The sequence below is a fragment of the Mucilaginibacter sp. AK015 genome (assembly GCF_014200785.1).
Classification (GTDB): Bacteria; Bacteroidota; Bacteroidia; order Sphingobacteriales; family Sphingobacteriaceae; genus Mucilaginibacter.
On record NZ_JACHCV010000003.1, the window covers coordinates 465,975 to 480,410 of the forward strand.

Sequence of the window (14,436 nt, forward strand, 5' to 3'; positions counted from 1 at the left end):
CTAAAATATGACCATGAGCACGGCCGGTAATGATCTGCCGGCGTGTTTGGCTAAAAGAAGCACAAAGCCGGCTCAAGGTTGCGCTGCTGCGATATATAATTACGAATGTTTACAAATTTACTGTTTTTTAAGCAGTGGTTTCATCGTTGAAGTTTCCGGGAAAAACCAGCATCAGTAGCTGTAAATGACGTAACTCCTTAAAAGTTTGGCTGTTGCCTAACAAGCGACTGAAGAAATCATGATGGTAATTGATCATGGCCAGTACATCCGCCTTTTTATCCTGGCAAAACCGATCAAGTCGTTCTAGGATATCTTTACCCTGCAGGTCATGACATTGGAAATTATTAAAACTCAAGTTATTCAGAAAAAGTTCGAACACCTGCCTTTGCTGGGCTGTAAGCTGCGGTACCTCATCGCTGGTTTGAATATGCACAACATCCAGCCGACCGCCAATAACCGCTATCCATGCGCTTAAATAGCGTAACGCGCAAAGATCTGCGGACCGATAGTCGGTTGCCAGCACAAAGTTGTTAAAGGGCTTGATCGGCTTATCCCCCGGAATTATCAGTACAGGTCTGTTGGCAGATTTTATAACGGAACGCGTTTCGCTTCCGGTTAGTAAATGATTAATCAAGCTACCCTGCGGTGCTCCCATCACAATCAGTTCGATGGCTTGTTCGTTAAGCAGCTTTTTGATATTACTACCCAGATCACCCTCGCCGATGAGTATCTCGATTATCGGGCCTTTCCCCTGCCTGGCCAGTAAGCTGTTGCGCACTTGCGTTAACTGACCGAAACTCTCTTCGGCAAACAAATTTTCTGTTTCCGTTACAAATCCGCCGCCTGCATAATTAGGAACAATAGGTATGGACTCGACGGTATTATACAGCAGAATACTGGTTCCACGTTGGCTGGCCAGCACGTTTGCATACTGAGCAGCGTTGTAAGAACTGGCACTAAAATCTGTTAAAACAAGAATCTTTTTCATGATACTGCGGTTTATATCCCAAATCTGAACAATGTTAGTTTATCGAAGAATGACTTCGGTCAATAGCTACGCTGATGTCAGGCATCCGGCACAACAATACGGCCGTCTTTCATCTCTATTACACGGTCGGCGTGTTTAGCGAAATCAAGGTCGTGCGTAACTGCCAGTACCGTTATGTTCTTTTCGTGGGCCAGACGACTGAAAATATCAAACACCAACTTAGTGTTGCCGCTATCCAGGTTACCGGTTGGCTCGTCGGCCATAATGATCATCGGTTCGTTGATTAATGCCCGCGCTATGGCAATACGCTGCTGCTGCCCACCCGAAAGCTTGCCCGAAAGTTGGCGCGCAAAGGGCTCCATCTCCAGTTGACGCAATTGTTGCAATGCCCGCTCCTCTGTCTCTGCTTTATCCCATCGCCCGAGTTTTAAAGCGGGGAGCATCACGTTCTCCAACGCGGTAAACTCGGGCAATAAAAAATGAAACTGGAAAACGAAACCGATGTGCCGGTTGCGAAACAATGCCAGGTCGTTCTGCGACAGACCGGTAACCTGCTGCCCATTGATCGTGATCAACCCGGTATAATCCGTATCCATCGTACTGAGCAAATAAAGCAAAGTTGATTTACCACAGCCGGACTTGCCGATAATGGGGACGAATTCGCCCTTATTGATATTGAAAGAGATATCCTGCAGCACCCGGAATTCTTCGGGTTCGTGGAAGTACTTATTCAAATTCTCGGCGGTTAGTGCTGCTGTCATCCTCTTAATATCATTACGGGGTCTATCTTAGCGGCTTTGAGCGAGGGCATTAAGCCGGCAACCAGCGGGGTAAGCGAGCCGAATAGCAACCCAAAAAAATAATGTGCAGGCTCAAAAGCTACAGGGAAATATTTCAGGGCCACGTACTCGTTAGGCGGAAAGGGCACGCTGGACAAGGCATAAGCTAACATAAAGCCCAGGCCCATGCCGCTCAGGGCTCCCAACAACCCGATAAATATGGCCTGGCTCAAAAAAATCTGCATAATGTCTTGTCCGGCAAAGCCCTGGGCCTTCAAAATAGCAATGTCCTTCATTTTATTATTAATGGTCATGTTCATAATATTGTAAATGCCAAAGCCGGCTACAATAAGCAATGTCACGCTTACCACGTAAGTGAGTGTATCGCGCACCAGGTTAGATGTCTTTACAGAGGCATTTGCGGTTTCCCAGTCATCCGCTTTGTAGCCAAACTGTTTATTCATTGCCTTGGCTACCCACGCCGCCTTACTATGGTCATGTAGCTTTATGCTGATGTCTGTAATATAACTTTTGTCCTTCCCCAATAGTTGCTGGCCGCTGGCCAGGCTAACATAGCTGCGTACATTATCAATTGCACTCATGCCGATTCGGAAAATACCGACGACCCTAAAACGCATCAGCATGCCATTGGGCGCCGCCAGACTGACCAGATCACCCAACTGCACATTTAACTTTTGTGCCAAACCGCTACCCATTAAAATTCCTTTATCAGCGGTTAGCAAATCCTCCGGCATGCCGCTAACCATCTTTTCTTTAAGATCAAACATCCGCGACTCATCCAGGATGTTAACCCCACTGATGTTACCATTGATCTGAACCGGCCCATAGTTGTAAAACACCAGCGTGCTAACCATCGGCGAAATCTCTGATATCAGTGGATCCTGCCGGAGCCTGGCTATAATGCCTGCGGCATTTTTCAGATTAAGCTTTATTTGTCGCGGTTTTGGATGCGCCACGCCTACAGATACCGGCTGGCCTTTAAAGTAATCTCCGGCTATTGAATGGCTGTAATCCGTACTGATGTCATTGTACAGGTGTACATCCGGCGTAAAAGAAAGCATGGTGCGTTCCATAAACTGGTTCACCCCCGATCATGAAACTGATCATAAGGATAAACATCGCGATTCCGAACGTAACACCTAACATAGCAACCAATGTCTGCTTTTTGCTGGCCATTAAATGCCGCCTTGCGATGAGTAGATTTACAGACATGCTATTGGGGGTTAAAAGGGTCAAGAATAGCGGTATGCCTGCTTGCCCCGCTGATAATTTCAATTTCGTTCGTCGTACGGATACCGGTTTTTACCGGTTGGGTAACTATCCGTCCGTTTTGGCGCACACGGATACTGTCGCCTGTCATGAGCAAAGCCAGCGGGATCGTCAGGCAATTCATTTTCTTTGCGATAATGATATTAGCTTCAACGGAACTATGAAGATAAGCAGGGTCAGCACCGTCGGTAAACAGCGCATCTACCCTAAAGGTCTGGTCTGTTTCATTCATCATAGGATAAATCCGGCTGATCTTTGCCTGGTAAATATGCTCGCCACTGGCGTCGGTTTTCAAAAGCACCTGCTGGCCGGCCCTGATCTGACGGATGTCTTCCTGGTCAACAGCCAATTGAATAAGCCTTGTTCCAGATCGTCCCAAAAGGGCAACGGGTTCGTTCATCTTAACCGCTTCACCTTTTTCCTTTAATAGCTGATAAATCGTGCCGCTACTCTCGGCACGTATAAAATAATTTTCCAGATCAGCCCTGGAACCGGCCGCCATGCTTTCGGCATTTTTCATGCTAACCTTCAGATCGTTCAACGTTGACCGGTATTTTTCGCGGGCAGATTGTTTTTGATTATAGGAAAGCTCGTATTGCGTTTGCGCGTTATCCAGATTTACCCTGGTGCCAATATTCTGAGCCCACAGGTTTTGATAGCGGATGTATAGTAAGGAATCGTTGTGGAATTTGAGATCTGCGTTCTGCTCGGCAATCTTCAGATCATTTAAAATGCGCGAACGTGCAGAAATATTTTCCCTTGCATTCAGTAACGCGCTGGCAGCCGCTTCCATTTTTGCCGCCGGGGCGGTATGGCGTAAAATATAAATGACCTGGCCTTTTTTGATTTGGTCACCTTCCTTAACAAGCTTTCCAATAACCGTTCCGGAGATGAGAGCGCCCACCGTGTATTCACTATCCGCCATGACCTTGCCGGAAGCATAAACTGTTTGCACGATCGTCATGTACCGCGGGTATGTAATGCGCTGTTGCTGACAAGCTGCAACAAAAACAGAAATTAATAATAGTAATGACTTTTTTGACATGGCTACTGTTTAATGCAGCCGAAAGCTGCGCTGTAAATTTGTAGCTAAGCTGTATATAACAGAATGATCATTATCAGTTTTTATACTGGCTTTCATCAGCAAACGCTACAATACCTTCAACGATATTTGACTATGAACGAATCTGAGATTGTGTTTCTGGACGGGCTGCAGTCGCGGTGGAAGGAACTAAAGTTTGCTTTTAAGACCTTGCGCGAAATGATAGTTGGTTTTCGGGCGCTGCATTTTATCGGGCCATGCATTACTATTTTTGGCTCTGCGCGTTTTGCCGAAGACCACCCCTATTATACCATGACCCGACAGGCAGCAGCTGCCTTTGCGCAGCTGGGGTTTACCATACTCACCGGCGGTGGCCCCGGCCTGATGGAAGCGGCAAACCGTGGCGCAAAAGATATTGGGGGCCGTTCTGTAGGCTGTAATATTCAGCTTCCGGTTGAACAATCTCCTAACCCTTACCTTGACAAATGGATACGGCTGGAACACTTTTTCGTGCGAAAAATACTGCTTGTAAAATATTCGTACGCGTTTATAGTGATGCCTGGCGGCTTTGGTACGCTTGATGAGTATTTTGAAGCGCTTACGCTAATACAAACCAGGAAGATAAAAGATTTTCCGGTGGTCATTTTTTCCAAAACCTACCACCGGGAATTACTGGCGCATATGGAAGCCATGCAAAAGGAGGGCACCATCGGCCCTGCGGATGCACGAATGTTTCTTGTAACAGATAGCATTGAGGAGGCGGTTGAAATGATCAGGGAAAAAAGCATCAAACCCTTTGGTTTGCAGCCTAAAAAGAAACCAAAACCCTTCCGGTTTTTATTTGAACGCGGCTGATCGATGCTTAACCATAACCTTAAACCATTTACAATGAACAAAACAACAATATTTGAGGCGCTCTTTGAACGGGCCGCTGATGGACTGTTGGTTACCGACAGAAATGGCAACATCCTGTTAGCCAATCCTGCTTTTTGGTCATCCTTTGGGTGGAAACCTCATAAGGGCATGCAAATAGGGCAGTTTCTGGATGGCCAAACCAGTCAGCGGCTGCTGTCGTGCGATATGGCACAAGAGTTTACCGGCATTAAAAAAGACGGCACGAAATTTCCCATATTTTTTTCCCTGGTGCGGGTTCCGGATGATGACGACCACTATTACATCGGACAGGTTCATGACCTCAGCCGTGAAAAAAGTAACGCGAACTCCTTAGCAAGGGAACAGCAGTTAGGTCAGTTAAAAAGCCGGCTTGTGTCTATGGCATCCCACGAGTTCCGTTCACCATTAAGCCAGATCCAGCTCTCGGCCTCCCTCATCGAACGCTATTATCAGCGGCTTGATCAAAGCAAGATCATGGCGCATTTGCAAAAAATACGCCTGGCGGTGAATGATATGACAGATACACTTAACGATTTCCTATCCCTGGAACGTATTGAGGCCGGAACCTTCCAACCCGATTTAAGAAAGTTTGACCTGGTTAATTTTGGAGAGGATCTGTGTGCCCAGATGCGGCTAATGGCTGGTAATCATCAGTTACTGTACCAGCATAATGGAAGGGAACGCCTGATAAATTCTGACCGGAGCCTGCTAAAACATTGTGTGATAAACCTGCTATCCAATGCGTTTAAATACTCTGCCCTGCCCGGCAAGATCTTCCTTCGGACAAAGATAAATCCCGAAGGATACGTAATCACCGTTAGTGACCGAGGGATAGGCATTCCGCAGGATGAACAAAAAAAGCTATTTGAACCATTTTTCAGGGCAAGTAACGCCGGGGCAGTATCGGGTACCGGGCTGGGCCTGCATATCGTTAAAAATTACGTACGCCAGCTTGGTGGTGAAGTGCGTGTACGAAGCCACGAAAATAAAGGATCAACTTTTAGCTTATCGTTTCCGGCGCTGCCGGCTCAAATAGCATCAAGCGTACATCCTGTTGCATAATTTCCGCATAAATACCTAACTCATCTTTAACTTTTACCCGGAAAGCATCCTGTACACCAGGCTCGCCGTGTACCAAAAATACACGTGGCTGGCTGGCAGCTAACCGGCTGAGCCAATTTAACAATTCCCTTTGATCGGCATGGGCCGAAAGCCCTTCTATCTCTTTAACCTGAGCCCGCACCGGGTAATAGTTGCCGTGCATCTTTACTTCGGGGGCTTTGTTCAGCAAGGCGCGGCCACGCGTGCCTTCGGCTTGAAACCCAATCAGCAAAACCATATTTTTACTATCGGGTAAATATTGCTTAAGGTATTCCAATACCCGTCCGCCTGTTAACATGCCGCTGGCGGCCAATATAATCTTGCTTCCCCTGCGGCGTATGATCTTCTTTGTTTCTTCATAATTTTCATTAATGGTTACTCCGCTGAACATTCGTGCGCATTCCTTTTCATCAATGGTAAACCATTGAGGATGGTGAAGCAATGCTTTGCCTGCGGCTGCCGCCATGGGGCTGTCCAGGTAAACCGGTACAGTCCTGGGGATAATATTCTGCATTTTTAAGCGGTAAATTAGGTGCATAACCTCTTGCGCGCGGCCAACGGCAAAACAAGGGATAAGGATGTTTCCTTTATTAAAAAGCGTATCGTTAATCAGCATTGCCATTTCCTGGGCCGTATCCGCTGCGGAATGCAGCCGATCGCCATAGGTGGTCTCCATAATTACAAAATCAGCATTGGTGAGCCGTGCGGGAGGCGGGAGCAATTCGGAATGTTCGCGGCCGATATCGCCCGAAAACAACACATTTTTACCATAACAGTTAAAATTAACCGAACATGCCCCGGGGATATGACCGGCGGGGAATAAGGTAAAAGACAAATGTTCGCCCAATCTTATTTCAGATGCTGTTGCACATACTTTAAACAGTGGCAGCGCAGTTTCAACATCAGCTACTGTATAAAGCGGCTGCGCGGGATGATGTTTACTAAAACCATGCCGGTTGGCGCGGGCAGCATCTTCTTCCTGTAATTTTGCGCAATCTCTCAGGATGATCTCGGCCAGGTCGCGTGTTGGGGCGCTCATATAAATTGGCCCGCGATAGCCGTTTTTTACAAAAAGCGGAATATAGCCGCAGTGGTCCAGATGCGCATGGGTAAGTACCATAGCCCCCACGCTAGGGGCAGCAACCGGCAGCTTATCCCAATTGCGCTCACGTAACGTTTTGATACCCTGGAAAAGTCCGCAGTCTATCATTACCGTCATACCTGGGGTAATCAGCAAATGTTTAGAGCCCGTAACCGTACCGGCCGCGCCCAACGATTCCAGGTAAACTGCCGAAGCGCTGTGATGTTGTTTTCTTCCCATGACGCAATATCAGGCTCTGCTGCTGATGGAAAGTTGACCAAGATCACCCATATAAGTGATACCCGGCAAGGAATAACTATTGAGCCCGGATCTCCCTGTTATCTACGTTCCGGATGCCGAATTGATGCTGTAACCGGCCCAAACGCTCCAACCATTCGGCCGGCGGCGGCCCCGCAGGTACAGTGGGGTAATCTAAAGCAATTGCAGGCTGGCTTAATTCAAGGAACATGGCTTCAAGCCCCGCAGGCACCAGGTGAATTAGTACCCTGGCGGTGGGGCTCAGTACTTTAAATGTGTGCTGAACCCCTTTTGGCAGATGCAAAAATTCTCCGGCCTTAAGTTGGTATTGTTTGCCATCTGCAGTAAACAACATCTCGCCTTCCTGCAACTGAAAGGACTCATCTTCGTTGGTATGTACATGAGCTGGCGGCTCCATGCCCTGGCGCAGGTTGGCTTCTATCAGGCTAAACTGCCCCCCTGTATCTGCAGCGGTAGCCAAAAACACCCAGTAACCGCCCATATAATAGCGCGCCCGTCCAAGTCTGTTTGTTAATTGATATATTGTTGTTGATGGTTGCATACACTAAAGTTAACCCGTTCCATTTTTAAAAATGTTGACCCGGATCAACAAATCAACCCCGCAGCAACCTGGCTTTGATACGGCTAAGCGTTTCAGTCCGCACCCCGAGATAGTTGGCAATAAGATGTTGCGGTACACGCAGAAGTAATGACGGCCTGGACTCCATTAACTCGCGGTAAAGTGTTTCGGGCGGTTCGCTTTTTAAACGGTTTGCAGCTTCCAGTAACCTGGCATGGTCAGCGGGGTACTTTTTCAAAAAATATTGCTGATACCATGGAAACAGCGCCATGCCGCGATCTACATTCTCTATCGTAATACCCAGTATCTGGCAGGGTTCAAGCGCCTGCAGATAAACGTTGGTGGGCGTACGGCTGCGCATGCTGCCTAATTGCCCTGCCCAGTTGCCCTCTTCGTTGAATAATATGGTCTGCTCCCGGCCTGATTCGTCCAATATGAACTGCCGCAAACATCCTTGAACTACGAAAGGGCTGTACCGGGGCACCTCACCACTTTTATAGAAATACTCGCCTTTGCGAAGACTGAAGGGCACAAGTAATTTTAAAAATCCATCGAAATCCGCATCAGGAAAGGACACGTAGGAACGAAGATGCTGCAGAAAAATGCTGGTATCCATCAGTTAGGAAACTATATGAATTAAAATTAATAAGCATTTCGCGATAAAACAACACCCCAACTGCCTTAGCCCGGTGCACCGCTTAGCATCAACTAAAACTATGACCACCGTCATAGCCTAAACCTGTTTAGCTTGCGACCTTCGATATAAAAAGACGATCATGAATTTATTGAAAAACAAGGTAATACTGGTGACTGGTGCAGGGTCCGGAATTGGCAAAGCAATCGCACAGCGGTTCACTCTTGAGGGAGGAAAGCTTATGCTGGCCGACTTGCACCAGGGAAATATTGAAGCTGTGGCACGCTCGATCACCGACCAGGGCGGCAGCGCCAGTTGCTTCGCAGCCGATATTGCGAGCCCTGGTGATGTAGAACAGTTGTTCAAGCACACGCTGAATACTTATGGGAGCCTTGATATCCTGGTCAACAACGCCGGTATCATGGATAACTTTACGCCGGCAGCCGAGCTGAGTGACGAACTTTGGGCCAAAGTGATAGGTACCAACCTGAATGGATCGTTTTTTACGTGCCGCAAGGCCTTGAAGCTCTTCCTGCAGAATGAGCGCGGCCGCATCATCAACATCGCTTCTATAGGTGGCTTTTGCGGCGGCCGTGCCGGAGCCGCTTACACGGCGTCTAAGCATGGCCTTATTGGCCTTACCCGCAATATTGGTTACCAGTATGCCGGCAAAGGCATTCAGTGTAACGCTATTGCTCCGGGCGGTGTAACTACCAATATCCTTCAAGGTATGCAGCCCGAACCCTTTGGTTATGAACGGATGAACGCGGGCACTGGGAATATTCCGGAAAGTGCCCAGCCTGATGCGATCGCTGAACTTGCGCTATACCTGGCCACTGAAGCATCAGGGTTTATTAATGGCGCGGTCCTGGTTGCAGACGGTGGCTGGACTGCTTACTAAACCGCTTTCGTCCCACACAATAAAAAACAATATGGAACGCTATATCAAAAAATTCAAGGATACCACCCTTCGCGACATTGCCGAGGTTGGCGGAAAAAATGCCTCGATCGGCGAAATGTTCGCAACGCTGGAACCACAGGGAATTGCTGTGCCTGATGGCTTTGCGGTTACTGCCGCAGGCTACCGGCACTTTTTAAAAGTAAATAATTTAGAGTCGCAACTGGCCAAACTGATGGAAATGCTGGATCGAAACGAATTCGCTAATTTGCCTGAGATTGGTCAAAAAGCGCGAAAGTTAATCTTGAACGCGCAGATGCCAAACGATCTGCAGCTGGCCATATTTGATGAATATGACTACGTATTCGATTTTCACGAACAGGCAGTTGCAGTTCGTAGCAGCGCAACAGCTGAAGACCTGCCCGATGCCAGTTTCGCGGGTCAGCACGAGTCCTACTTGAATATCAAAGGTCACCGGGCCGTTGTTGATGCTGTAAAACACTGTTTTGCTTCGTTATACACCGACCGTGCCATCAAATACCGCGAAGATAAGGGCTTTGCACACGATAAGGTTTACCTATCCGTTGGTATCCAGGCCATGATCCGCGCTGATCTGGGTTGTTCTGGCGTCGGGTTTACGCTGGAACCGGAAAGCGGCTTTCGCGACGTTATTCAAATTTCAGGTGTATGGGGACTGGGGGAAAATATGGTACAAGGTACCGTTGTGCCTGATGAGTTTTTGATTTTTAAACCCACCTTACGTTCAGGCAAGCAGGCCATCATTCAAAAAACATTAGGCAGCAAAAGCAAAATGATGGTTTACCCAACAGATAATGACCAGCAGCGTACTACCGTTAACCTGGACACCCCCTGGGAACTGCGCGAGAAGTTTGTTCTGAAAGACGGGGATGTGCTTAAACTGGCCAACTGGGCGTTATTGATTGAGGCACATTATCAAAAACCTATGGATTTTGAATGGGCAAAAGACGGTGCCAGCGGCCAACTATACCTTATACAGGCGCGACCTGAAACTGTACATAGCCAGGAAAAAAAACGCCTGGTAAAAAGTTGTCGTATTATAGAGCAAGGAGAATTGATTACCAGCGGGGCAGCGGTAGGCCACCAGATCACTGCCGGTACTGCACGTTTATTGAACTCGCCGGCAGATATAGGCAAACTGCGCCCGGGAGACATACTGGTGACGGACACCACCAGCCCGGATTGGGACCCTGTACTTAAAAAAGTGGCCGGTATTGTCACCAATAAAGGCGGAAGGACCAGCCACGCAGCCATTATTGCACGGGAACTGGGTGCAGTTGCGGTTGTGGGTACAGAAAACGCTACTGTTAATATACAGGATGGGGAAGTGATAACGGTTAGCTGCGCCGAGGGAAAAGGCGGCAAAGTTTACCGTGGCAAGTTGAATTGGACCGAAAGCATAACAGATGTTGCTTCAGTGAGGCTACCACAGCGGCCGCTGGCACAATTGATCGTTGGTGATCCTGAACAAGCCTTTGAGTTATCTTTCTTCCCTAACCATGGAGTTGGCCTGATGCGCCTGGAATTCATTATTGCCCGCCAGGTACAGGTTCATCCCATGGCACTGGTGCATTTTGACCAGGTAACCGAAGAAACCGACCGGATCAAAATCCAAAACCTGACGAATGGCTATGATACGAAAGAAGCCTATTTTATAGATCAACTTGCCCAGGGCGTGGCCACTATAGCGGCGGCATTTTATCCCAAGGAGGTAATTGTACGTATGAGCGACTTTAAGACCAATGAATATGCAGGCTTGTTGGGTGGTAAATATTTTGAACCAAAAGAAGAAAACCCGATGATCGGCTTCCGTGGAGCTTCTCGTTACGACAACGATCATTACAGAGAGGGGTTCCGCCTGGAGTGTGCAGCCATGAAACACGTTCGCGACGATATTGGGCTCACTAATGTTAAACTTATGATACCATTTTGCCGTACCGTTGCAGAAGGTAAGCGGGTGATTGAACTGATGGCAAAAAACGGATTGAAGCAAGGCGAGAACGGCCTCGAAATAATGGTAATGGCGGAAATTCCAAGTAATGTATTATTAGCGGAAGAGTTTGCGCAGGTATTTGACGGCTTCTCCATCGGTTCCAACGATCTGACGCAGCTTACCCTGGGTATAGACCGCGATTGTGCGCTTATTGCGGACGAGTTTGACGAGCAGGATGCCGCCAGCGTGCAACTCATCCGGCTGATGATCGAAAAGGCAAATCGTTTAAACAAGCACATTGGGCTTTGCGGGCAGGCAGCCAGCGATTCGGAAGCTTTTGCCCAGATGCTGGTTAAGGCGGGGATAGATAGTATTGCTTTTAACCCCGACGCCCTGATCAACGGCATCAACAACATTAACCGTGTTTTAGCAAACCAAAAGCCATGTCAACCCCCGGCGTAAAAAAACCAATGCCTGATATCAGGCATTGGTGGCTGTTTCCGGCAAGTGGCTGCGTTTTAACAGGGATGGGCATTTGGATACTGACGGAACAATTGACCGCTTACTTAACGGTATGTATCATCTTCGCGATCGGCATTTTTGTGACAGGAATTATTGAATTTTTGTTTGTACTGCTTACCCGGCGCGCTTCGGGCGTAACACGCTGGGCCTTACTTGGCGCATTTGTTGATCTGTTCATAGGGATTTATCTTGGGTTTTACCCGCTGATATCGTTGGTCATTGTACCTGTTATTCTCGGTTTTTGGCTCGTACTGCGCGGGATATTGTCCATCGCCAGCGCCTGGCAGTTGCACGACCATGGGCAGGAAGACTGGGCCTGGTTGTTGCTTTTTGGCGCACTGGTTATGTGTACCGGTGTGCTGATGCTCACGAATATGATCTGGGGCACTCAAGACATTATCTTACATACCGGTGCCGCCTTTGTTATTACCGGCTTGTTCCGGATCTATCTGGGGTTTAGGTTTCGTAACTTAAAGATCAACAACAACAGCATATGAAGTGTGCATGGCCGGTATCGTTATCGGTGCATTTCGTAAGGGCCACCCGATGGCTCTAAGTTGTCCGCCGGCCAGGGTACACAGGTGGCCTTAACGGCAATGGCACTACATCAAACCAGCCAAAAATCCGTTGACCAAATAATGCAAAAATTAAAATTTATCGTGTCAAGGCTTTGACGTCTGTTTCGCGCTTTTTTTGGCTTGATCCTTAAAATATCCCCTGAACAGGAAATTGTGTTTCAGCGCTTCCATATTTTGATTAAAGCCATCGGTACCTTGTTCGATATGTTCGAGGCTTTTCCGGATGTGCCCGGCGGTCACAGAATCTTTTAGGAGCAGATGTAGCGTCCCCTTGCCATTTTCCAGGTCGCTATTGACCTGCCGCAACAGGTCGTCCAGTTCCCTGGTCAGCGACTGTGTATGTTCAGTTGTTTGGCGGATGTTTCCTAATGCGGCCCGCAGGTCACCAGCCAGCAGGGTATCGCTTACCAGCGTGCCGGCCAGGCCTTTTCCTTTGTTGATTTCAGTAACCGTCCTATTGAGGTTAACAGCCAGTTGATCCGCTTGGGCAGCTGTTCGATCCATGTTTTTTAGTGCAGACTTTAAGCTGTTTCCGATAGAAGGGTCATCCAGCAAAGCCATCAATTTACTTTCGTTGATGCGAAGTACCGACACCTTCAGCGCCTCTGAAATGCCGGCGATATTTTGATTGGTGCGCGAAAGGGTTTGCAGCATCTCATCTGTATTGATAGCCGGGCGCGAGGAAAGAAGATCGCCATCAACTACCAATGGATAATTACCTGACGATGGTACGATATTTACGATCTTATTCCCCATCAGGCCTTCCGTTCCGATAGAGGCAACCGAGCGCTGGTGTATGTGCTGCCTGATGGTCTTATCAATCAGTAGGGTTACTTCTATGGTGGTGTCATTGATCAGTGTGATATCGCTTACTGTTCCTGCCTGGATACCTGCGTATAACACATTGCTTCCTTCTATTAAACTGTTCAGGTTACTAAACCGGGCGCGCAATTTAAATTTTGCGCCAAACAGATGCTGATTCTTACCAATAAAATAAAAGGACAGGATCAAGGCCAGTAAGCCAGCCAGCATAAATCCGCCAAGTTTTACATTATTAATGCCTTGCTTGCTCATAGTTTCATTCAAAAAATTGTTTTACCAGTGGGTCAGTAGCGTTTTCCAATTCACTATACGTGCCTCCCATATACACCTGGCCGTCCAGCAGCAGCGCTACATGGTCGGCCGTGCTTTTCACGCAATGCATATCATGGGTAATAATGATGGATGCCGTTTGATATTTATGCTGTAACTCCACAATAAGCCGGTCGATTTCCCGGGCGGTTACAGGGTCTAGCCCTGTAGTCGGCTCGTCATATAAAATAATATTCGGTTGCAGGATCATTGTGCGGGCCAGTGCCACCCGTTTTAGCATCCCTCCGGAAAGCTCGGCGGGCATCATATCTACCGTATGAGGAAGACCTACATTTTCAAGCGCTTCCATCACCAACCGGTTTACTTCTGCCTGCGTTTGCTGCAAACGATGACGCCGAAGGGGAAATTCGAGGTTTTCTCTGACGGTCATCGAGTCGTAAAGCGCATTACCCTGAAACAAGAATCCTACCCTGACCCGGATATCGTCGAGTTCTTCTTCATCCAATTCAGGAATGTTTTTTCCGAAGACCAAAATGCTGCCCCGCTCGGGCTTTAACAAGCCGATGATACATTTGATGAGCACGGACTTGCCGGAACCTGATTTGCCCAGCACAACCACATTTTCATTGGCATGCACTGTTAAATTAAAATCTTTGAGGACCTTGTTTTTACCAAAGCTTTTGTATAGGTGCTCAACAACGATTATAGGTTCCCTGGTGTCCATCCT

At 47.9% G+C, this 14,436-nt stretch carries 14 protein-coding genes; 5 read left to right on the plus strand and 9 right to left on the minus strand.

Annotated elements, in window-relative coordinates:
- Nucleotides 1–127 precede the first annotated feature (127 nt).
- The 4 genes from HDC91_RS14345 to HDC91_RS14360 form a co-directional block, all read right to left on the minus strand.
- Nucleotides 128–988 carry a universal stress protein gene (locus HDC91_RS14345; protein WP_183553319.1) on the minus strand — a complete coding sequence of 287 codons (861 nt, stop codon included), beginning with the start codon at nt 986–988 and terminating at the stop codon, nt 128–130.
- Between the two features lie 77 nt (nt 989–1,065).
- On the minus strand, nt 1,066–1,749 hold the full coding sequence (locus tag HDC91_RS14350) for an ABC transporter ATP-binding protein (protein WP_183553322.1): 684 nt from the start codon (nt 1,747–1,749) through the stop codon (nt 1,066–1,068).
- Nucleotides 1,746–2,861, minus strand: coding sequence for an ABC transporter permease (locus HDC91_RS14355; protein ID WP_221262192.1), 1,116 nt, complete (start codon nt 2,859–2,861; stop codon nt 1,746–1,748). The genes HDC91_RS14350 and HDC91_RS14355 overlap by 4 nt, the downstream gene beginning before the upstream one ends.
- Nucleotides 2,862–3,001: 140 nt before the next feature.
- Entirely contained in the window at nt 3,002–4,102 is a 1,101-nt protein-coding gene (locus HDC91_RS14360; protein WP_183553324.1) for an efflux RND transporter periplasmic adaptor subunit, read from the minus strand.
- Between the two features lie 132 nt (nt 4,103–4,234).
- On the opposite strand from HDC91_RS14360, the gene HDC91_RS14365 reads away from it, so the two are divergent.
- Nucleotides 4,235–4,954 (plus strand): TIGR00730 family Rossman fold protein, encoded by a 720-nt coding sequence (locus HDC91_RS14365; RefSeq protein ID WP_183553326.1) that lies wholly within the window; start codon nt 4,235–4,237, stop codon nt 4,952–4,954.
- A gap of 33 nt (nt 4,955–4,987) precedes the next feature.
- Complete coding sequence (locus HDC91_RS14370; RefSeq protein ID WP_183553328.1) at nt 4,988–6,055, plus strand: PAS domain-containing sensor histidine kinase; 1,068 nt, start codon at nt 4,988–4,990, stop codon at nt 6,053–6,055.
- Here the strand turns inward: HDC91_RS14370 and HDC91_RS14375 are convergent.
- The 3 genes from HDC91_RS14375 to HDC91_RS14385 form a co-directional block, all read right to left on the minus strand.
- Complete coding sequence (locus HDC91_RS14375) at nt 5,994–7,415, minus strand: MBL fold metallo-hydrolase RNA specificity domain-containing protein (RefSeq protein ID WP_183553330.1); 1,422 nt, start codon at nt 7,413–7,415, stop codon at nt 5,994–5,996. The genes HDC91_RS14370 and HDC91_RS14375 overlap by 62 nt on opposite strands.
- A 76-nt stretch (nt 7,416–7,491) precedes the next feature.
- The gene (locus tag HDC91_RS14380; protein WP_183553332.1) at nt 7,492–7,995 is read right to left on the minus strand and encodes a cupin domain-containing protein; all 504 of its coding nucleotides are present in this window, start codon (nt 7,993–7,995) and stop codon (nt 7,492–7,494) included.
- A gap of 52 nt (nt 7,996–8,047) precedes the next feature.
- Entirely contained in the window at nt 8,048–8,629 is a 582-nt protein-coding gene (locus HDC91_RS14385; RefSeq protein WP_183553334.1) for a Crp/Fnr family transcriptional regulator, read from the minus strand.
- 160 nt (nt 8,630–8,789) lie between these two features.
- On the opposite strand from HDC91_RS14385, the gene HDC91_RS14390 reads away from it, so the two are divergent.
- Genes HDC91_RS14390 through HDC91_RS14400 form a run of 3 tightly spaced genes read left to right on the plus strand, consistent with a single transcriptional unit; the run spans nt 8,790 to nt 12,536 of the window.
- Nucleotides 8,790–9,548 (plus strand): SDR family oxidoreductase, encoded by a 759-nt coding sequence (locus tag HDC91_RS14390; protein WP_183553336.1) that lies wholly within the window; start codon nt 8,790–8,792, stop codon nt 9,546–9,548.
- Nucleotides 9,549–9,579: 31 nt separating this feature from the next.
- Entirely contained in the window at nt 9,580–11,979 is a 2,400-nt protein-coding gene (gene ppsA, locus HDC91_RS14395) for a phosphoenolpyruvate synthase (RefSeq protein ID WP_183553338.1), read from the plus strand.
- Entirely contained in the window at nt 11,961–12,536 is a 576-nt protein-coding gene (locus HDC91_RS14400) for an HdeD family acid-resistance protein (protein WP_183553340.1), read from the plus strand. Before ppsA ends, HDC91_RS14400 begins: the two co-directional genes overlap by 19 nt.
- Before the next feature lie 165 nt (nt 12,537–12,701).
- Here the strand turns inward: HDC91_RS14400 and HDC91_RS14405 are convergent, their stop codons facing one another.
- The gene (locus tag HDC91_RS14405; RefSeq protein WP_183553342.1) at nt 12,702–13,691 is read right to left on the minus strand and encodes an MlaD family protein; all 990 of its coding nucleotides are present in this window, start codon (nt 13,689–13,691) and stop codon (nt 12,702–12,704) included.
- Between the two features lie 4 nt (nt 13,692–13,695).
- Nucleotides 13,696–14,433: an ABC transporter ATP-binding protein gene (locus HDC91_RS14410; RefSeq protein ID WP_183553344.1), complete on the minus strand. Its 738-nt coding sequence runs from the start codon at nt 14,431–14,433 to the stop codon at nt 13,696–13,698.
- Between the last annotated feature and the right edge of the window lie 3 nt (nt 14,434–14,436).